Annotated in this window: 23 protein-coding genes; 3 read left to right on the top strand and 20 right to left on the bottom strand. The window is 39.5% G+C overall.

Going from position 1 to position 19,779, the window contains the following annotated elements:
• Positions 1–47 precede the first annotated feature (47 nt).
• The 5 genes from ablB to V5M37_RS19990 form a co-directional block, all read right to left on the bottom strand.
• Positions 48–905 carry a putative beta-lysine N-acetyltransferase gene (gene ablB, locus V5M37_RS19970; RefSeq protein WP_423798851.1) on the bottom strand — a complete coding sequence of 286 codons (858 nt, stop codon included), beginning with the start codon at positions 903–905 and terminating at the stop codon, positions 48–50.
• 100 nt (positions 906–1,005) lie between these two features.
• Positions 1,006–2,274 (bottom strand): peptidase, encoded by a 1,269-nt coding sequence (locus V5M37_RS19975; RefSeq protein WP_423798852.1) that lies wholly within the window; start codon positions 2,272–2,274, stop codon positions 1,006–1,008.
• Between the two features lie 32 nt (positions 2,275–2,306).
• Entirely contained in the window at positions 2,307–2,972 is a 666-nt protein-coding gene (locus V5M37_RS19980) for a 3-oxoacid CoA-transferase subunit B (protein WP_423798853.1), read from the bottom strand.
• Positions 2,957–3,649 (bottom strand): CoA transferase subunit A, encoded by a 693-nt coding sequence (locus V5M37_RS19985; protein WP_423798854.1) that lies wholly within the window; start codon positions 3,647–3,649, stop codon positions 2,957–2,959. Before V5M37_RS19985 ends, V5M37_RS19980 begins: the two co-directional genes overlap by 16 nt.
• Positions 3,650–3,666: 17 nt before the next feature.
• Positions 3,667–5,010, bottom strand: a complete 1,344-nt coding sequence (locus V5M37_RS19990) for an aspartate aminotransferase family protein (RefSeq protein WP_423798855.1) — start codon at positions 5,008–5,010, stop codon at positions 3,667–3,669.
• A 170-nt stretch (positions 5,011–5,180) separates the two neighbouring features.
• Between V5M37_RS19990 and V5M37_RS19995 the strand changes: the two genes are divergently transcribed.
• Complete coding sequence (locus V5M37_RS19995) at positions 5,181–6,533, top strand: TrkH family potassium uptake protein (protein ID WP_423802652.1); 1,353 nt, start codon at positions 5,181–5,183, stop codon at positions 6,531–6,533.
• Between the two features lie 39 nt (positions 6,534–6,572).
• Here the strand turns inward: V5M37_RS19995 and V5M37_RS20000 are convergent, their stop codons facing one another.
• Positions 6,573–6,734: a YjcZ family sporulation protein gene (locus tag V5M37_RS20000; protein WP_423798856.1), complete on the bottom strand. Its 162-nt coding sequence runs from the start codon at positions 6,732–6,734 to the stop codon at positions 6,573–6,575.
• A gap of 119 nt (positions 6,735–6,853) precedes the next feature.
• Between V5M37_RS20000 and V5M37_RS20005 the strand changes: the two genes are divergently transcribed.
• Positions 6,854–7,447 carry a DUF502 domain-containing protein gene (locus tag V5M37_RS20005; RefSeq protein ID WP_423798857.1) on the top strand — a complete coding sequence of 198 codons (594 nt, stop codon included), beginning with the start codon at positions 6,854–6,856 and terminating at the stop codon, positions 7,445–7,447.
• 42 nt (positions 7,448–7,489) lie between these two features.
• Here V5M37_RS20005 and msrB read toward each other — a convergent pair whose 3' ends face one another.
• The 8 genes from msrB to V5M37_RS20045 form a co-directional block, all read right to left on the bottom strand.
• Positions 7,490–7,924, bottom strand: a complete 435-nt coding sequence (msrB, locus tag V5M37_RS20010) for a peptide-methionine (R)-S-oxide reductase MsrB (protein ID WP_423798858.1) — start codon at positions 7,922–7,924, stop codon at positions 7,490–7,492.
• Positions 7,921–8,457: a peptide-methionine (S)-S-oxide reductase MsrA gene (gene msrA, locus V5M37_RS20015; RefSeq protein WP_423798859.1), complete on the bottom strand. Its 537-nt coding sequence runs from the start codon at positions 8,455–8,457 to the stop codon at positions 7,921–7,923. The genes msrB and msrA overlap by 4 nt, the downstream gene beginning before the upstream one ends.
• Before the next feature lie 146 nt (positions 8,458–8,603).
• Entirely contained in the window at positions 8,604–9,188 is a 585-nt protein-coding gene (locus V5M37_RS20020) for a YpmS family protein (protein ID WP_423798860.1), read from the bottom strand.
• A gap of 5 nt (positions 9,189–9,193) precedes the next feature.
• Complete coding sequence (locus tag V5M37_RS20025; protein WP_423798861.1) at positions 9,194–10,024, bottom strand: SGNH/GDSL hydrolase family protein; 831 nt, start codon at positions 10,022–10,024, stop codon at positions 9,194–9,196.
• Between the two features lie 105 nt (positions 10,025–10,129).
• Positions 10,130–10,708: an SCO family protein gene (locus V5M37_RS20030; RefSeq protein WP_423798862.1), complete on the bottom strand. Its 579-nt coding sequence runs from the start codon at positions 10,706–10,708 to the stop codon at positions 10,130–10,132.
• 77 nt (positions 10,709–10,785) lie between these two features.
• The gene (locus V5M37_RS20035) at positions 10,786–11,943 is read right to left on the bottom strand and encodes a Ger(x)C family spore germination protein (protein WP_423798863.1); all 1,158 of its coding nucleotides are present in this window, start codon (positions 11,941–11,943) and stop codon (positions 10,786–10,788) included.
• Complete coding sequence (locus V5M37_RS20040) at positions 11,927–13,048, bottom strand: GerAB/ArcD/ProY family transporter (RefSeq protein WP_423798864.1); 1,122 nt, start codon at positions 13,046–13,048, stop codon at positions 11,927–11,929. Before V5M37_RS20040 ends, V5M37_RS20035 begins: the two co-directional genes overlap by 17 nt.
• A 12-nt stretch (positions 13,049–13,060) precedes the next feature.
• Entirely contained in the window at positions 13,061–14,575 is a 1,515-nt protein-coding gene (locus V5M37_RS20045) for a spore germination protein (protein ID WP_423798865.1), read from the bottom strand.
• 179 nt (positions 14,576–14,754) lie between these two features.
• Here V5M37_RS20045 and V5M37_RS20050 point away from each other — a divergent pair, with 179 nt between their 5' ends.
• Positions 14,755–15,654 (top strand): MBL fold metallo-hydrolase, encoded by a 900-nt coding sequence (locus V5M37_RS20050; RefSeq protein ID WP_423798866.1) that lies wholly within the window; start codon positions 14,755–14,757, stop codon positions 15,652–15,654.
• Positions 15,655–15,721: 67 nt separating this feature from the next.
• Here the strand turns inward: V5M37_RS20050 and V5M37_RS20055 are convergent, their stop codons facing one another.
• The 6 genes from V5M37_RS20055 to V5M37_RS20080 all read right to left on the bottom strand — a co-directional run bounded on the left by V5M37_RS20055 (position 15,722) and on the right by V5M37_RS20080 (position 19,749).
• Complete coding sequence (locus V5M37_RS20055; RefSeq protein WP_423798867.1) at positions 15,722–16,354, bottom strand: TasA family protein; 633 nt, start codon at positions 16,352–16,354, stop codon at positions 15,722–15,724.
• A gap of 20 nt (positions 16,355–16,374) precedes the next feature.
• Positions 16,375–17,004 (bottom strand): signal peptidase I SipW, encoded by a 630-nt coding sequence (sipW, locus tag V5M37_RS20060; protein ID WP_423798868.1) that lies wholly within the window; start codon positions 17,002–17,004, stop codon positions 16,375–16,377.
• A gap of 61 nt (positions 17,005–17,065) precedes the next feature.
• Entirely contained in the window at positions 17,066–17,611 is a 546-nt protein-coding gene (gene tapA / locus V5M37_RS20065; RefSeq protein ID WP_423798869.1) for an amyloid fiber anchoring/assembly protein TapA, read from the bottom strand.
• 70 nt (positions 17,612–17,681) lie between these two features.
• Positions 17,682–18,275, bottom strand: a complete 594-nt coding sequence (locus tag V5M37_RS20070; RefSeq protein WP_423798870.1) for a TasA family protein — start codon at positions 18,273–18,275, stop codon at positions 17,682–17,684.
• A gap of 440 nt (positions 18,276–18,715) precedes the next feature.
• On the bottom strand, positions 18,716–19,447 hold the full coding sequence (tatC, locus tag V5M37_RS20075) for a twin-arginine translocase subunit TatC (RefSeq protein WP_423798871.1): 732 nt from the start codon (positions 19,445–19,447) through the stop codon (positions 18,716–18,718).
• 107 nt (positions 19,448–19,554) lie between these two features.
• Positions 19,555–19,749, bottom strand: a complete 195-nt coding sequence (locus tag V5M37_RS20080) for a twin-arginine translocase TatA/TatE family subunit (protein ID WP_213145112.1) — start codon at positions 19,747–19,749, stop codon at positions 19,555–19,557.
• Positions 19,750–19,779: the final 30 nt, after the last annotated feature.

The raw sequence follows: 19,779 nt of genomic DNA on the forward strand, positions 1-19,779 counted from the left end.
CCGCCAGTATACCTGGTGCCGAAAAACGGGCACCATCTGCCAAAAAGCTAGCAGCCAGCCAAATTCTTTGCCCACATATTCATATCCTCCAGCTTGTCATAAATATAGACATTATTCATGAGCCTTCCGCGGTAAGAATAGCCGAGCTGATATAGGGCCGCATTCATCCCAAATGACAATGACCTGGCGATTGAATAGCTGCAAAAAATCCCTTTTTTAATTAATTCACCCTCAAGTTCATTCAGGAGAATCTTCATCAGTCCATATTTCCGGTGCTCCGGAAGCGTTGCACAATCTGTTAATTCTGCATTTTTATAAAAATCGTTTATTTCCGCAGAAGCTGCACTGACGATGTCCCCCTGATGTAAAAAGACATAATAGATTGTCCCACCCTGCATTGTCTTTTTTATATATTCCGGGTCATTTAATGGAGTAGGATAAATTTGAAACACCTGCCGGTAAAGAGCAGATAGCTTGGCTGCCTGGTTTTCATCAGCTTTTTTAATCTCGTAATCTTTTGGCGGGGTTAAATTTTGCTGGACATGATCCAATTGATAAATACTGTGAATGATTGCGTCTTCGGTCATCCAATGGTCGTTTTTCTTCCGATCAGAAATATAATATTTTGTATAAAAATATGCATCCGAACCCCGGAAATAATGGTCTACGATTGCTTCAGGCTGAAGACCAAATTCAAAAAGGGAAATCGTATCTTCCATTCGAGCTTTGATGATTAGCTTTTCCACCTGATGCTGTTTGACGAGTTCCTCTGCCCTTACCAGGATTTTCTTTATATTCCCGCGATAGTCGTCAACTCGGATTCGTTTATTAAATGGGTCAATACAGACTTCCATATAGAAGGTGGAATGATTTTCAAAAATTGTTGTTGGTAAATGATTCAACATCATCACCCCTTTTTCAAAAAATTAATTTCTATTTTTTTCAGAAAAATGTCTGGCTTTTCCAAGCCAGACATTTCGCCTGCAGTATTTTGATTTTACAACACTATTCCTGTACTCCGCACCATTTCAAAATGGTTAGAGCGATAATCTCGCTTGCGGCAAACATTTCATCGAGAATGATATATTCATTGGCATCATGGGCAATTTCCGTAGTCCCTGGGCCGAACACAACAACTGGCGTATTCCCCACGGCTGATAGAATTCCGCCATCGGTTCCCCATGGGCTTGCCTCCACCACTGGTTCCTCCCCATTGACCTCTCGAAAACTCGCAGAAAGCTCCTTCATTAATGGATGGCTGCTTTCCATATTACCGGGCAGCCATCTGCCGCCAAACCATTCGATGGTTAAAGGATGGTCCTTAAACCAAGAATCCTGCTCATTAAGCTCGTTAAGACAAGCTTCCATTTCAGCCTGAGCAGATTGCATTGTTTCATTCGGGGCAACCCCCATCCTGCCTTCAATCACAGCAGTGTCAGGCACCGATGACGGCCATTCACCGCTTGTGATTTTTCCAATATTAACAGGAATTGGGATTGGGATTTTTTGATAAAGCGGTTCTGAAATTTTGGCATTCCGGTCTTTCTCTAATTGCTGCAATCTTTGAATGACTTTTACCGATTTCTCAATTGCACTAACGCCTTCGTAGCGAGTTCCTCCGTGTGCTGCCTTGCCTTTTACGGTAATTCTAAACCACATAGAGCCCTGCTGCTTCGGGAAAATTTTCATATTCGTCGGTTCTGGGATTATCGCTCCATCGGCACAGTATCCTCTTAGTACAGCCGCAAGCGTTCCCGCTCCGCCGCTTTCCTCTTCTATAACACTCTGAAAAATCACGTCGCCTTTAAGCTTTATTCCAGAGGCAATAATGGACTCAAGAGCCATTAAAAGGGCGGCGGTTCCCCCTTTCATATCGGTTGCCCCCCTGCCGTACAGCTTTCCGCATTCGATATGCCCGCTAAAGGGATCCCGTTCCCAGCTTGACTCATTGCCAACCGGAACCACATCAATATGACCATTGAGGATGAGAGATTTTCCTCCGCCTGTGCCCTTTAACACAGCAACTAAGTTGGGGTTTCCCTCGAAGTTATGTCGATCACAGCAGTAGGCTGGATGATTTTTTAAGTCTTCACTGCCAATTTCCCAAATATCAAGTGTTAATCCAAGCTGGCGGCATTTTTCAATGAGAATCGCCTGGGCACTGCTTTCGTTCCCTCTTGTGGAGTTTTCCCTGACAAGGATTTGCAAGAGCCTCGCCCCTCTTGCCCGGTTTTCCTTCAACCAGGTGTTGATTTGAGCTTCATGATTTTGCATCTGCACCACTCCCTTTATTAACTATGCTGCATTTAATAGGGGATTTCTTTCAAATTTTCACTAATAGCAAATTCACATTGGGTTTTATTGACTATATCTTCAAGATTACCTTGGGCAAAAATTTCTGTTAAAAGCAGTCCTTCGTCTGTCACTTGAAAAACAGCTAATTCCGTAATAATCAAATCCACACATTCCCTGGAAGTAAGGGGCAGCGTACACTCCTTGACGATTTTTGAGTTGCCATGTTTATCACAGTGGTTCATCAGGACAATAACTTTCTTTGCCTTTTGGGCAAGCTCCATTGCCCCGCCCATTCCCGGGACCTTCTTGCCAGGTACAATCCAGTTCGCTAAATCTCCCTTCTGGCTTACCTGAAGGGAGCCTAAAATCGTGATATCTATTTTGCCGCTGCGGATCATGCCAAACGAAACCGCACTATCACAATAGGAACCGCCGATGTTTAACGTGACAGGAAATCCCCCTGCATTGCAAAGGTTTTCGTCTTCCTCACCTTTTATCGGACTTTGCCCCATTCCAGTAATGCCATTTTCCGCATGAAAAATAACGTTTACCCCTTTCTTGAGGTGATTAGGAACGAGGGAAGGAATGCCGATACCAAGATTCACTACCATCCCATTTTGAATTTCTTCGGCGGCACGTTTCGCTAGTTTATTACGTATATCTACTCCCATGCCCATTTCCAGTTCACCCCTTTAGTTGGAATGATGTAATCCACGAATACTCCGGGCGTGATAATTTCTTCCGCATCAAGAGTGCCGAGGGGAACAATTTCTTCTACTTCGGCAATCGTGATGGTACCTGCCATGGCCACAAGCGGATTGGTATTACGGGCACTCTTGTCATAAATTAAATTTCCATATTCATCAGCCTTTTTCGCAAATACGATGGAAACCTCCGCTGTTAATGCTTCCTCAACTAAATATTCTTTACCATTCAGCAAGACCCTCTGTTTACCTCCCGCTACCAGATCAATGTCCTTGCCGATATCGGATAAAATTCCAGGGAGTCCAACACCGCCCGCACGAATTCTTTCAGCGAGAATGCCTTGTGGGGAAAACTCCACCTCGAGCTTCCCCTCATGCATGAACAGACCGGCAAATGGATTTGACCCTATATGCGAGGCAATCACTTTTTTCGCCCTTTCCTGGCTGACCAATTTTCCGATTCCAATATGGGGAAAACCAGTGTCATTTCCGATTAGTGTCAAATTTCGTATCCCTTTTTCGAGAATCCCATCGATTAAACCTGGCGGAGTCCCTACACCGCCAAAGCCGCCAAACATTAACGTCATTCCATCATGAAAAAACTCCATGACCTTCTCCAAGGTTGTGATTTTCCTAAATGGGTTTTCCATCTTTTCACACCACCCAGTCATTCCGATAAATTAATTTCCTTTGAAAAGACTGAAAATGCTTCCTTTAATAAGTAAATTAATTCATTCATTTCTACTTCGGTAATAGTTAATGGAGGTGAAATTATAATCGAGTCACCATTTACCCCATCTATTCCTGCACCTGCAGGGTATACGATCAGCCCTTTTTCCTTGGCAAGCTCCACCATTCTTTGCGTAACTTGCGCATTTCTAGGAAACGGTCTTCTTGACGTTTGGTCCTCCACAAATTCAATTCCGAGTAGAAGGCCCATCCCTCGGACATCCCCTATAAACCAAAATTGGCTCTTTAGTTTCTCAAGTTCCTTTCGTAAAAACTCACCCTTGCTTTCAACTGTTCTCATAATCTGGTTTTTTTCTAAATATTCAAGGACGGCTAAAGCGACAGCACAGCTTTGTGGATTGGCACTTAATGTATGACCGCTCATGACCACTTTGGAGCCGGCCAGAATCGGCTCGATGATTTTATCGCTGGCAACAGCAGCCGCAATCGGTGCATATCCCGCTCCAAGTCCCTTTCCTAAGGCGACAATATCTGGAATGACGCCCCAATGCTCAGATGCCAGCATCGCACCAGTCCGGCCAGCTCCTGTCATTACTTCGTCTGCAATAAACAGAATGTCATGGTCATCACAAATTTCCTTTATCACTTTTAAATAATCCTTTGGCGGGGAAATGGCTCCGCCTGCAGCACCTATGACAGGCTCTGCGATAAAGGCGGCAATTTTATCTGCCCCGATTCTGTTGATGGCAGTTTCTAGCTCACGGGCGCAGAGATATTGACAGGCAGGTGCTTCAAGATGGTATGGACAGCGGTAGCAATAAGGGGGATGGATGACTGGAAACTCCTCTAAAAGTGGAACAAATCTTGCCCTTCTTCCAGGATGGCCGGACATCGAAAGCGCTCCCAAAGTTATCCCATGGTAACTAACCCATCTGGACAAAATCTTATTTTTCGTGGTAATTCCTTTTTCCTGCCAATATTGGATTGCCATTTTCATGGCAGTTTCTGTGGCTTCGGAACCGCTGTTGACGAAAAAGCTCCAATTCAAATCTCCCGGCAATAGCTTAGCAATCTTTTTAGCTAGTTTTTCAGCTGCTTCACTGGTAAACTGCGAGCGGTACACGAACGAGACTTTTTGGGCCTGCTCCTCCATCGCCTTAATAATCTCTTTTTCTCCATGACCGATATTGGCTGTGACAGCCCCAGAAGCGGCATCTAAGTACTTCTTTCCGTTCTTGTCATATAAATAGACGCCTTTTCCATAATCGATAACGGGATATGACCCATCAAGCATGGGCTTAATTAAATACGACTGTTCCACCCTATAAACCACTTCCCTCTGCATAACGCAAAATTAAGAAGCTAATAGATTCATTTCCTTATTGAAATTGTATGATTCACAATATTGTTTCTTTCCGGCCTTTTACAATTTGCAAAGCTTATTATAGAATAACAGGGAGATTATATAAGGAATGAATTTAAATGGACTCAATGAAGAAGCTTCAATTGAAGACGAGGGAATTTTCGACATTTCAATTAATTTTTATCTTTTATTTATCTGCACTAATTATTTCGACACTTCTATTGAAATTACCTTTCGTGCACCTTCCAAATGTAAGAATTAGCTTTATTGATGCGATGTTTACAGCTGCAAGCGCCATCAGCGTTACCGGTTTAAGCGTCATTTCCTTGAAGGATACGTTTAATAATTTTGGGGTTTTTCTACTTTGCGCCATTCTTCAAGTAGGAGGGCTTGGCGTTATGTCTTTAAGTACGTTTCTTTGGGTGATGCTGGGAAAAAAAGTGGGATTAAAGGAAAGGCAATTGCTCATGATTGACCACAATCAATCAAACCTTTCAGGATTGGTCCATTTGGCCAAGAGAATATTTATTTTTATCATTACAATTGAATTTATCGGAGGAATTATATTAGGTATTCATTTACTAAAATATTATGACAGGGCCTTACCCGCGTTCAAACATGGTTTTTTTATCTCTATCAGTGCAACAACGAATGCTGGATTCGATCTTACGGGAGCATCCCTAATTCCTTATGACCATGACTACTTTGTTCAATTTATGGTTATGCTCTTAATTATCATTGGAGCAATCGGGTTTCCTGTGATTGTAGAGGTACTTGATTTCTTCTTAAATTTAAAGAGCAAAAAAAAATTTCACTTTACCCTGTTTACAAAATTAACAACCTTGACCTTTGTAATCCTTACTCTACTTGGCGGAATCATTATTTTCCTCCTGGACATTCATCATTTTTTTGCGGATAAAAATTGGCACCAATCCTTTTTTTATTCCTTTTTCCACTCTGTTACAACCAAGAGTGCAGGCCTTGCGACTACAGATTTAAGTGAATTCACGCAAAGCAATCAGCTATTTATGTCGCTGTTAATGTTTATTGGCGGTTCACCGAGCAGTGCAAGCGGAGGAATTAGAACAACTACTTTTGCCATTATTATTTTAACGATATTTTTCTATGCCCAAGGCAAAGGGACTATTAAAATATTTAAAAGGGAATTACACCACGACGATGTAATAAAGTCTTTTATAGTCATGACAACAGGAGCATTCCTGTGTTTGATGTCAATCATCATCTTATCCATTACTGAAAACAGCAGCGTGATTCCTGTGATCGTTGAGGTCACTTCTGCGTTCGGAACAAACGGATTGTCGCTGGGGTTAACACCGAATTTATCAACGTTCGGTAAAATACTGATTATTATCTTAATGTTTATCGGAAGAGTTGGAATTGTTACCTGTCTTCTGATGTTAAGAGGCAAGGGAAGGAAAGAAACATTCCATTATCCTAAGGAAAAGGTTATTATCGGATAAAAAAACGGCTGACCCCGGTTTTGGAGTCAGCCGCACTTTTTAGTAGGCCCAGCTTGCGCCAATAATAATCAAGAGAATAAACAACACGACAATTAGCGCAAAGCCGCCATATCCAAATCCGAATCCTCCGCCATAGCCCCCATAGCCGAATCCTCCGCCATAGCCGCCGCAGCATCCGTCAAAACCATATCCATGATACATTCGCATTCACTCCTCCAAAAATTATATCTTTTCAAGATTACTTTATGTAGTGGGTGCTTGACCTGTATGTGCATTCGCCTATATTATGAAAGACGATATTAGTTTGGCAGGTGAAATGAATGAAAGCAATTTTAAAAAGCTTTATTAACGGGATTTTGACGATTGTACCGATTATACTGGTCATTTATGTAATATACAAAACGTTTTTATTTTTGGATGGGCTGCTTGGTGACCGGTTACGACCGTACTTAAAGGAAGATTATATACCAGGCATCGGCTTGTTGACGACCATTATCCTGATTACCCTGTTGGGCTGGCTATCGACAAAGTACATTTCAGGAAAAATCATCCGGCTAATTGATCGGCTGCTGGAAAAAATCCCTGTAGTAAAAACAATTTATTCAGTCATAAAGGACACTATACAATCCTTTTTGGGGGATAAGAAATCTTTTTCCAAGGTGGCTTTGATTGTTATTCCCGGAACCGGGATGAAAAGCATGGGGTTCATTACATCTGAGCAGTTAGAGGATTTTTACAGTCCATTAAAGGACCATGTAGCGGTATATATCCCACAGACCTTTCAGGTGGCGGGCTTTACCTTTCTCATTCCAAAGGAGCAGATTGAAATTATTGATGTGAAACCGGAGGATGCCATGAAATTTATCCTATCCGGCGGAATGACGTCCAGTTCAAAGCAGAAGGAAAACAGTTGAATTGTACGCTATTAGCTAAAAAAGCCGCAACTGCGGCTTTTTTTAATCGAAAAGTTTGTTAAATTGACCATAGCCTTCTTCTTCGAGTTTTTCTTTCGGGATAAATCGCAATGCGGCGGAGTTGATGCAGTATCTCAGGCCGGTTGGTTCAGGTCCATCATTAAAAACGTGGCCTAGGTGGGAATCGGCTGAATTGCTCCGAACCTCGGTTCGAATCATAAAATGGCTGTGATCCGCTTTTTCTGTGATTTCCTCTTCTTCAATTGGCTTTGTAAAACTCGGCCAGCCGCAGCCGGCATCGAATTTATCACGCGAACTAAAGAGTGGTTTTCCTGAGACAATATCTACATAGATGCCCTCTCTTGTTTCATTCCAATATTCATTTCTAAATGGCGGTTCAGTGCCGTTATTTTGCGTAACTTCAAATTGCATCGGTGTAAGCCTCTTCTTTAATTCTTCTTTGTTATGATTCGTCATTCTTTATCTCCCCAGTGCTTTTGAATAAACCCAGATCTTCCTGATCCAATATGATACCTTTGATAATGAGCTGGATTTTTCTTGTAATAATGCTGATGGTACTCCTCGGCCGGATAGAAAGGCAAAGCCTGCAAAATCGGGGTCACAATCGGCCTGTTAAAACGGCCGCTTCCCTCGAGTGCCCGCTTTGATTCTTCTGCAAGTCTTTTTTGTGTTTCATTGTGGTAAAATATAGCGGTTTGATAGGATTGACCGCGGTCATAAAACTGGCCGCCGGTGTCCGTTGGGTCTATTTGCTGCCAAAATAATTCAAGCAATTTTTCATATGGAAAAATTTCCGGGTCAAAAGTAATTTGTACCGCTTCATAATGACCAGTTGTATCAGAGCAAACCTGCTGATAGGTTGGATTTTCTACCGTCCCGCCAGTATAACCAGAAATAACACTCTTAATGCCCGGAAGCTCATCAAACGGTTTCACCATACACCAAAAACAACCACCGGCAAATGTCGCCAATTGTTCTTTACTGTCCATTCGCTTCAACCCCGTTCTTCTTAGATTCTTTGCTAGTTATGAGTATACAAAATGTTGCTTTAAAAAGGAAATTTGCTGATTAAAAAAACGGACCAGTTCAACTGGTCCGGCAAAATAACACAATATTTTCTCTGTCACGTAAAAGCTTAATCAACTGGCACCAAGATCGTAAAGTCGATTTGGTCCTTTTTTAAATCAAATTGGTCCACTTTAATTTTCAAATCACTTTTCAGCCTTAATTGCTGCATATGGACATAAATCAATTTGTCATTCGGTCTGATTTCGACACCTTCTGGAAGCTTATAATTATCTCCGATAAACTTTAGAACATAGGAAATGGGCAGAGGCAGACTTCCAACAGACATGGATTTCTGCTTTAGAACTAAATCCCCATTCTTTTGCGCATCAGGTTCAAATGTCAATTTCATTTTGACCTGTTCACTAAACACCGGAATACTACCATACAACTCCACCTCGTCTCCCAATAAAACACGATAAGCAACTGGGGAATCGGAAGACTCTTCATTTAAATAATGATTAATTAACTTATTCAAATCATATTTGTTGGATTTCACATGAAAGGAAACGTGGTCGCCTTTTATTTCCTTCATTTGAGTGCTCTTTTGATCCGCATCCGAGCCCGTACCCAACACAAGCGATAGGACGACAATCACGAATAAAAGGTTGATTCCCGCCAAGACTAGGAATCCAACTTTCCATTTGTTTTTCATAAAATTTAATTCTCCTCTGTACTAACCATATACGGCCTCCTGTCCAAATCAGGCAAGACCCGTTCTTCCATTGTTTCATTAAGCCGCTGGGCAATCAATTCATAGCCCTTATCATTGGGATGAAAATTATCAGTGAATAGGAGGTTTTCACTGCTGTTTAAAAATATATCTTCAATCGAAACGAAGTAAGCATTTGGATATTGTGATATGACCGATTGACCTGCTTGGTTCCACTCGGAAACAATCTGATCAAATTCCTCAATATCTGAAAACCACTTTGAAAAAGGATTATAAAGACCCACCAACACAATGGAGGCGTTTGGATTTTCCTTGACTATTGTCTCTATGATCTGAATCAAATGTTTACGATAGTTCTCCTTTTCATCCATAAAAACGGAATATTCAAGATTTGAGAGATGATCCCTGACCACCTTCATGACATCGTTGCCGCCAATAGTCAGAATAACCAAGTCGGCCTTCTTTAAGATAGGCTTCATTTCAGGTGCATTCAGCCTTTTCAGCAATTGAGTGGTCCGGTTTCCCTTCACCCCGTAGTTATAGAAATCTACATCCTTAATGCCTTTTTCATTTTCCAGCAATGTTTCTAAATAAGGCAAATAGCCGCCCTTACCTGTACTGTCACCAACACCTTGTGTTAAGGAATCGCCTGCGGAGAGAACTGTTAAGGTGCGCGGAATAAAATCAGCTGGTACAGGTTCATAGACCGGTACAGCCGTTTGCTTAGCATGATGTAAATCCCATTCCCCAGTTTCGCTGCAAGAGCCCAGGAACAATACAGTGAGAATTAGAAGGGGGAAAAATTTATACATACCCATTCACCTGCCTTCTAAACTAATTTTATTATAACATGACCAAACTCATTCAAAACAAATCTATAAATACCCTCCTATTTCCAGAAAAAAATAGACCTGTATAACGGTCTATTGCAGAATTTTTATATCCTGAATCATTTCATCAAACGGAACATCTTTATATAAATTATATGATTTTTTAATTTTTCCATCTGGACCTACCAAATAGACATAGGTCTGATGGATGACCTGATTTTCATTCTGAGGCTTTTTCACAAGCGTCTTGAATGTTTTCATTGCATAACCTTCAATAAACTGCTGAGAGTATCCGGTTAAAAAGGTCCAATTTGAAAAGTCTGCCCCAAATTGGTTCGCATATCGAGTCAGTGCTTCAGGACTATCAACAGTGGGATCTACGCTAAAGGAAACAAATTCGACATTCTTCAACCCTTCATCCTTAACCATTTTTTGTAGTTTTGTCATATTCGCAGTCATCGGAGGGCAAACATCTGCACAGCTTGTAAAAATAAAATCAGCAATCCAAATCTTTCCCTTTAAATCCTTTAGTCCAACTGCTTTATTATCCTGGTTCACCGCAGAAAAATCGGCTGCCTCCCAGTTTAGCGCATCCTTAATTTCCTTTTGTCCGCAAGCTGCAAGCAGCATACTAGAAATGACTAATAATATCATGACCAGTCGAAATTTCATTTAAACACACTACCTTCCCTATTCCATCCGTGAATAGTTTAACAAAGTTTTAAAAAAGAGGAAAGGAAAAGCGTACATTAATCAATTACGCCTGTTTTTACGATTGTGTTTTTTACATACACTTCAAATGTGGCATTTTTATATATACTTCTCCAATCCTTTGGGGTAATTTTTTTTCCGCGAATATGAGCGATATATTCATTGCCAATTCCGACCGGGTCCACCCCCTTCTTTTGAAAAAAAATGAGCAAATCGTGTATTTCCTTTTCCATTTTCTTTTCAATCTGCCTTTCAATAAATTTAACATTTTTGGCACTGCCCAATTCAAGAGGCTCTGTTGTTTCCAAAAGCCTTGATGCAAATTTAATCTCGACCCTAAATCGAAGGTTTTTCCTATCCACTAATTTTATTTTGGTATGACTGCGGATATTGTCGATATTTAGAAATAATTTATTGTATACCGTCCGAAAACTTCGACCCTCTTCCTCCTTAAAAATACTCTTGAAGTCTGCTCGATTAAAACCCAATTCTTTTGTACCGGATTTATATTTATCCGCTAAAATTTTCAAGAAAAAAAGTTTATTTGTCGGCAATATTGCAACAAGCATGTCATCCTTAAAAAGGGCTGTGCCTGTAACGGTTACATCGCCATTCTCTACTTTAAGAATTGGTAAAACCGGGTCTTTTCCATTATCATGATAACCATGATTAAACTCCTGCAGGGTTGGTGAGAGCATCTGCTCACTTTCAACATTTTGCCTAATTAAATTATACAAATAAGTACCGAGATTAAGCCTTTCATTCTTCTTACCCACGTTAATGATAGACGAAGCTTCATGCTCCGCAATCGTCAAAAAAACCATAGTCCCTACAGTTGGGTCACGATTGAGCGTATCAACAAGATGATGAATTCCTTTCTTCGCAAGCTCCTTACTGTACACGACACAGCGCAGCTGCCCTGAAACAAGCCTTTGGTCAGAGCGAAGATTTTGTTTCTGTCGTAAAGTTTTACTCGTATGGGCTTCTACTGAAATAACCTTTGTCACATTCTTCGCCAGTGCATCAAATTTATGAACAACCACTGTCCCCTTGATTGTATTCTTCCCATCTAAATCATAGCCAACAGCCGTAATCAGTCCTAATTTCTCTAATTGCCTCGCCTCCACGCAGCCAGATAAACAAAGCGTGCAAGCAATAATCAATATAGCGGTTCTCCATTTAGGACCCTTTGGCATGATTGTTCTTCCCCCTAAAAAACTTGTTTTTAGCAGAAACAATGAAATATAAAAGAATCGGGTAACAAACTGCAGCATAAAAACCGAATTTTCCGATTATATCTGAAATCAGATTCATTTGATATCTTGCTTTGACAAAAAATGAAGATACAAAGATTAAGCTGGCAAGAATCCAAAGCCCCCATTTTTGCTTTCCAGCAAATATACGTGAGAAACCTTTCGAGGCTGCCCACAAATAAATACACAAATTAGGCAGGATAATAAGCATCCAAAAAGAAACAGCGATAATTTCGAACCTTTCCAAATTGGGAAGGCGGACTATTTTGAACAACGATATTACAGGCCAAATAGTTTGTTCCAAACTTCCACCAGCATAATAAATTATCGAGACAAACGTAACAAGTGTAAAAATAAAGGCTGTATATGCATTACCTATTTGGGAGAAAATTTGAGTTTTTTGTTTTTCTTTAATATATGGGTAAACAAATAGGACTATTTCCATCCCCATCATTGATAAGGAGGAATTGTGAGCTCCTATAAGAATTTGTTTGATATTGGCATCTAGTATCGGAAATATATGATTAATTTCCGAATGTTTTAACGGAACGAATAGGACGAAAACCATCCATATGGTACCCATTACCGACAAAAAAGCGGTTCCTACAACCACCCTTATTCCCCCATACACAGCATAAGCAGAAAGCAGAATCAGCACTAACCCAAGCTGCCAGGTTGGAAGGTTGGGAAAGATCCACACCTGAACGATTTCTATATAATTCATATAAATCACAAAAAAGGCAGCAGCTAAATAACCCATATACATCAGACTTAGAAAATTTCCTAGCCATTTTCCGAATACATCGGCATGTATCCCATATAAATCGGTGCTGTCATATTGACCAAGCATTTTTATCATGAACCACAAGGACACGCCTCCCAGCATCCCTGCTAAGAAAACAGAAATCCAGCCGTCATGGCCTGCATCTAAATAAACAATTCTTGGCAGGCCTACAAGACCTACACCAATTTGGGTGGAGTGAACAATAAATATGAGCAGGAATGCATGAACCTGCAACCCATCCCTTGGCTTAACATTCACCTCCATTTACATCGCCCTCTATTCATCTATATCTTTTTTTAGCTTTGCTTTTTTTTCTGAAAAACGATCCTTGTCTACTGGTTTATTGGTCATAGGACGTTTGGCAAGATATTGATAGGGCACAAGGAAAAAACTATATCCTAGATCTCGCCATTGTAAAGGATATACTGGGGAAAGGTATGGTTTGCCCAGTGTTTCCAGTCTTAACAGATGAATGATAAAAAAACAAAATGCAACCATAATCCCGATTCCGCCCCAAATACCAGCAATAATGATAATAGGAAAGCGAATCATTCTGATTGCGGTACCCATTAAATAACTTGGGGTTGTAAACGACCCGAGAGCACTTAATGCAATCATAATAATTAAGATGTTACTGGTAAAACCGGCCTGAACGGCTGCTTGTCCGATGACAATACCACCCACGATACCGATAGTCTGGCCTACTTTTGTTGGCAGCCTGGCACCGGCCTCGCGAAGCAGCTCTATGACAAACTCTAGCAGCAATGTTTCAAAGACCGGTGGAAAGGGTACCTTTGACCTTGACTCACCCAATGTAACCAGCATGGGCGACGGTATAACTTCATAATGATAGGTCAGAACCGCAACATAGGCAGGCGTCAAAAGGACCGATAAAAAAAGCGCCGTCAATCGCAGGACCCGTAAGAACAACCCCATATTCCACCGCATATAAACATCTTCGGTAGACTCAAAATAGGAGAAAAAGGTTGTGGGACCATAAAGGCAATCTGGACTTCGGTCCATTAGAACAGCCACTTTACCCCTGTAAAGAGCAATGGATATCCGGTCCGGAAGCTCAGTCGTCATCAACTGTGGAAATACGCTCCAGCTGTTGTTTTCAATCAAATGTCCAAGAACGGTGTTACCGGGGACATAATCTATTTCAAGCTCACTGATCCTTTGTTTTAAGGTGGTGACAAGTTCCTCATCGGCAATTCCCTGTATGTAGACGAGTTTCGCTTTTGTTTTCACCCTTTTTCCCACTACAAGGTCCTGCATACAAAGGTTTGGGTCCTTTAAATTGTTTCTTAAGATATTCATGTTGCTGACGAGGGATTCCGTAAACGAAATCTTCGGTCCATAAACGTTTGATTCCGTTTCTGGCTTCTCCACTCCACGTTCAACCGTCTTGCTGAGATTCGTTAATAGACCATACGGGTCCCCTTCCACATATATATAGACATTACCTTCAATCAGCCCGCTGATAATTTCACTCAGTTGATTGGTTACTGTTAAGACAGATAATGGCAGAATCTGCGTGAATCCTTGGACAGACCATTCAATCTTCTCATTATTTTGAATCGGGGCAAGAATAAATTCATCCAAGCTACTCTTGTCAATCAGGCTTTCTAAAAAACAAAAGACGATTCTATTCCCGTTTTTCTTCAGATGACGAAAGGTAATATCCGAATAGAGGAGTTCGTTTTTTAATTGCTCTTTTAATTCATCGATATATAAGCTATGGGCTTTAAGTTCTTCCTGTGACTTACTCTCTTTTTTCCATTTGAACATATTCAGCACCTATTGTTGTCAGTTTATCTTATTTTTTCCAAATAATTATTTTTTACCCAAATTCCAAAGCAGTCTGAATGATAAAAAAAATTTTGAGAAGAACAAAATATTGTGGTATTATGAATGAGTATTCATTCATCGGTGAAAATTATGAATTTTCAAATAGATAGAAAAGGAGAGTGAACTCATTGAATCGAATTGGCCCTATTATCATAGTGGAAGGTCCAAATAGCAGCAAAGTCCCTTTCTCACGGAGCTTGTATATCGACTGCGAGGAAAAGGTGCTAATTGACAGTGGAGCAGAGGCAAAAGCTCTTCTTGAATTGGATCACGAAAAAGGAATTGATCTCATCATTAATACCCATTACCATCCTGACCATACCCTACATAATCACCTGTTCCGAGATGCGACCAAACTTATAAATAAGATAGAATTTGAAACATCCAGGTCAGTGGAAGGAATTGCCCATGCCAATGGAGTCTATCAAGAGTGGGGTTATAAAGGTGTGGAGGCATGGAAAAAAACTCTTCCACAGGAATGGGTTCAAAATCTTGGGGGTTTTTCAGGAACATATGAATACGAGACAGAATATGTATTTGATGATGTAAAAGTAGTGTTTTTGCATACTCCCGGACATACAAGCGGCCTGGCCTGCCCATACTTTCCAGAGCTCGGGGTCGTGTTTGCTGGCGATTATGATATGACCACCTTTGGTCCATGGTATAACGGGACTGATGGTAATATTGAAGATTTCATCAATTCGGGCAAACGGCTTCTGTCTCTCGATGCCGATACTTACATTACAGGCCATCAAAAAGGGATTTTTACGAAAGCGGAATTTACAGAAGCCATGGATAAATTCCTTGCGGTGATTAATCGCCGGGATGAGATAATCGAAGACTTTATCCAGCAGGGTTTGAGTTTTGAAGAAATAACTAAAATTGGGATATTTTATCCCAAAAGTTCTCTTGCCAATCCACTTCTAAATACATGGGAGCGAAGCGGCATCCGCAAGCACCTAAGGCGACTTGGTTATTCAGTGGAAGAAAAAGCAGCTGAAATTATTAAATTAAAATAGAATGGTCCATGTGCCATTCTATTTTTTTACTCTGCTTAAAAAAAATAAAGAACCTTGATTGTTATCTTTAATCAAGGTTCACATAATTTTGCTCTGCTTTTCTTTTTCGTTTGGAGAAATAGAGTTGCATCATTATTCCTGTAACAATTAAAGCACCGCCGGCCGCAATAAAATTGAAGATATTTGTTGCGGTTGTTGGAAGTAGTACACCGTTTGTCGGTACTGTACCGCTTCCTGAATCCTCTGCATAAAAGATAAATTCCACCCTACATCCTATTCCCTGAAATTCATTGCCAAGTTCCCAAGGAACAGAAACTTGAAAAATTAATTGTTCGGATGTATTCTTTGCAAGAATTCTTGGACTTAATTTATTCAAGTCCTTAAGCTTCCCTTCATATAATACTTTATTTCTATCCGAAACTTTTATTAAAAGTTCATTAAAATATTTTTCTGAACCATCAAGGTATTTAACCGAAGTTATATATTTAAATTCTCTATTACCATTGTTGTGAATCGTTAATGTACGATTAGACCAATCTCCAGGCTTAAAGTTATTAATGTCAAACAATATCTTTTCAGGTGAGGAAGCTATATCTATTTCTTGTTTAGTCATTGCTGCTAAAGTATTCCCAGTTGAAAAGGAAAATATCGTGAAAATTATCATTGAATTCATAATGATAAATTTAAATAATTTTTTCACTTAATTACTTCCCCCCTTTATCACATCTTTTTTGGTAAGGAGAAATTTTTATTCCGTATTCCGCCATTCTTTAATCGGTCTTCCAGAATCATTTCATTAACTATTCGTCGTCTATTATCTTTTGCAAGAGTATTCCGTACAAAAATAATAGAACCAATTAATAGTGCTAATCCCGAAAGAAATAATACGATTGCCATTCCGTTTTTGGACTTGAAAAATGTCGCGATATATCCAATGTATGGAATGGTAAAATGCCTATACTCCGCTAGAACATTATTTGATGAAACAAGATTTAGGTCTGGGGTTTGATTACTATCACCCTTTGTTCTATAGCTGACTTGGTTTCCGTTTTTAATTTTATCTACTATTCTATGGGTAACAATTAAACCATCGTTTGTTTTAAACGTTATAATGTCGCCCTTTTTAAATCTGGCCATATCCCCTCCAGGTTTTACAGCTATAACAGAACCCGTTTTAATAGCGGGTTCCATCGAACCAGATTGGACAGTCAAAAGCTGATATCCAAAAAAGTTGGGCTTTCCACCTGAAGTTTTCGACAGGACAACAGCACAAATCATAATAAGTAAAAGAGCACAAAGGATGGTTGTAATAAAATTGCTTATCCATTTTTTTAAAACTCTAGTTTTCATGGAACCACCTTTTCAGTGATGATAATCTAAATAGTTTCCTTATTGTCTGCTATCACTTTTATTATTTAATGTTACAAGTTATTGTGATGGTTTCGCTCCATAAATCTTGGATTTCATCTTTATTTCCATGTCCAAGCGGCTGGAAAGCTCTAAACTTATAATTACCTGCCTGCAAGGCGTTATATCTTAAGAAAACTGACTGGTTTTTAGCAAGAGGATCCATAAACCCCTCACCAACTTTTTCACCGGACATAGGATTCCCATTACTAATATAGTAAACCTCATATTTCAGTAAACTATTCATGTTGCTTCCCGTATTTATGATTAAGGCTGATATTTCTGTAGGAAAGTTACAACTGACAACGGTTTGATTACTATTTTTATTAGAAAAGACAAGAGAGCTACCCGTCCACTCACTATTCCAAGTACCAATAGTAATGCTCCCACTCACTTGAGTACTGTCACTAAAATAGGCGTCCGTATCGGCTGTAATTAACCCGGTAACCAATGTTAAAAGGAAAAGGACACTAATTATCTGGAAGGTAATTAATACCTTCCACTTTTTATTGGAATGCTTCCTTATTCTAGACGTACGAATTGTAACCACCCCCAAATCTTGCAGTCAGTGGATTTTTACTGCAAAAGGCGGGGCAGGACCCCACCCTTAAATGATAAATTTATTTAGCTTGTCCAGCTCCCTGTCTGCCTTCGAAGGTCCATTTAATTGCGATTGCATCACCTTGGAATTGGTTTTGATCCTCGTTATTGTCAATAAATTGAAATTGGATATATAAATCCTTCATTCCATTTTTCGCTACTCCATTACCGAAAACTTGGGTAGAAATCTCATCTTTTTTATTATTTAATTGATCAAGTGTTGTGCCGTATAAAATCTCTGATGAACCAGAACTAACAAAGTCTGATCCTACGTTTTTAAGGAAATACACCCTGATATATTTGTTCAAGTCATCCGTATTTGCAGGTGCTCCTTCTTTATTAGTGATTGTATTTTCAGTTGATAGACTAATTTTCGCAATATCTAATGACCCATCGTTTTTCAAAGTAATGGTGCGGTTTGCCCAATCTCCTGGTTTAAAGTCATTAATAGCAGTCATGATTGTTGGATTGGTGTTTAAATCTAATGTGCCATTTACAAATGTACCAGTGGTTTCGGCTTTGTCGCTAAAATATGCAAATGTACCGCCGCCTATCAATGCCAATCCGAGTGCAGCTGAAGCTACCCCTAAACCTAATTTAGTTCTAGTCCCCATAATCCTTCCTCCTCTATTAATTTTTTTCACCTTAGGTAATCAAATAGAGTCTGCTATTTAAATCGTTTGTTATTACAAATATTATGTTCTTTACTGAGGTCCACTATCATATTATATTGCAACCTTTTATATTCATAAAGTACTAAATAGAATCAAAAATTCATTATAACGAACAAAAATCTATTGTTACCTCGAAATATCTTTATTTCTCGTAGAATATTGTATTTTATTAAGAACAAACAAGTTTTTTAGCATATTCTCCTTTTTCTTTCTTTACACCCATCAGCATTCCATTGGTCTATACTGCTTGCATTTTTTCAGTATTATAATCGGTGACTAGAGGCTTCCAAATAGCGCTGCAATATCATCTTTACAGAAAAATGGGAAATACACACATAAAAAAACCCTAAGAGAATAAATCCCTTAGGGTCTTGTTTGTTTTAATTAATTTCTACCAATTCTTCTTGTTCTTTCTTTAGCTTTTTTCGATAAACAAATTTAGATAGATTAATGCTGACTTCATAAAGAAGCAATAGCGGCAATGTCACGACGAAATCAGACATAAAATCTGGAGGTGTTATAACAACTGCGATGATAATTAATACAAAATAAGCATATTTACGAACCTTTGTAAGCACAAATGGATTAATAATTCCAAGTGAGGTTAAAAACATAACTACTACCGGCAGTTCAAACAACACTCCAAACGGCAGCGTCATATTTAAGATAAAACTGAAATAGCGTTCAGCCGTAAAATTGGTCACAAACATATCTTGGCCAATGTTCACCAAGAAGTTAAGAACCATCGGAAAAATGGCAAAATAGCCAAACGCAAGACCAGCAATAAATAAAATAAACAAGGCCGGAACATATGACAACGTAATTTTTCTTTCAATCGGTTTCAAAGCAGGCTTGACAAACAGCCATATTTGCAGCGCCAGCACTGGAATTGTCCCTGCAATCGCGACGACTCCGGCGAGCATGAAATAAATCCACATAATATCACTTGGACCGAGCACCAAGAGCTTTGTACTGCCGACAAACCATTTATAAATATCATCAACATAAATAAAGCCGACTATAAAAAAGGCCACAAAAGCCAGCGCCGAGATAATGATCCGTTTTCGTAATTCCTCTAAATGATCAACTAACTGTAATTCTTTATCTTCCATGTGTTTCCCCTGCCAATTTCAATGGTAGTTCTTAATTAACCAGTTTTCTCTCGTTATAATAGTTTTAAACTGAGAAGAAAAAGGTGCAAGACACAAAATCTTACACCCTATTTGCTCAATTTTTCCTTTTCTTCCTTGATGTCTTCCATTACATCGTCGGTAAGTTCACGAGTTGACTTTTTGAATTCTTTTAACGTTTGCCCAAAGGCACGGCCAATTTCCGGTAGTTTTTTCGGTCCAAAAATAATCAGTGCAAGTGTTAAAATAAGGATTAAACCCGGTACGCCAATATTAGAAAACATAATTTACAGCCCCTTTGAAATAAAGTAACC

Origin of the sequence: Neobacillus sp. SAB-20_R2A (genome assembly GCF_049568635.1) — a bacterium.
Classification (GTDB): domain Bacteria; phylum Bacillota; class Bacilli; order Bacillales; family Cytobacillaceae; genus Neobacillus; species Neobacillus citreus.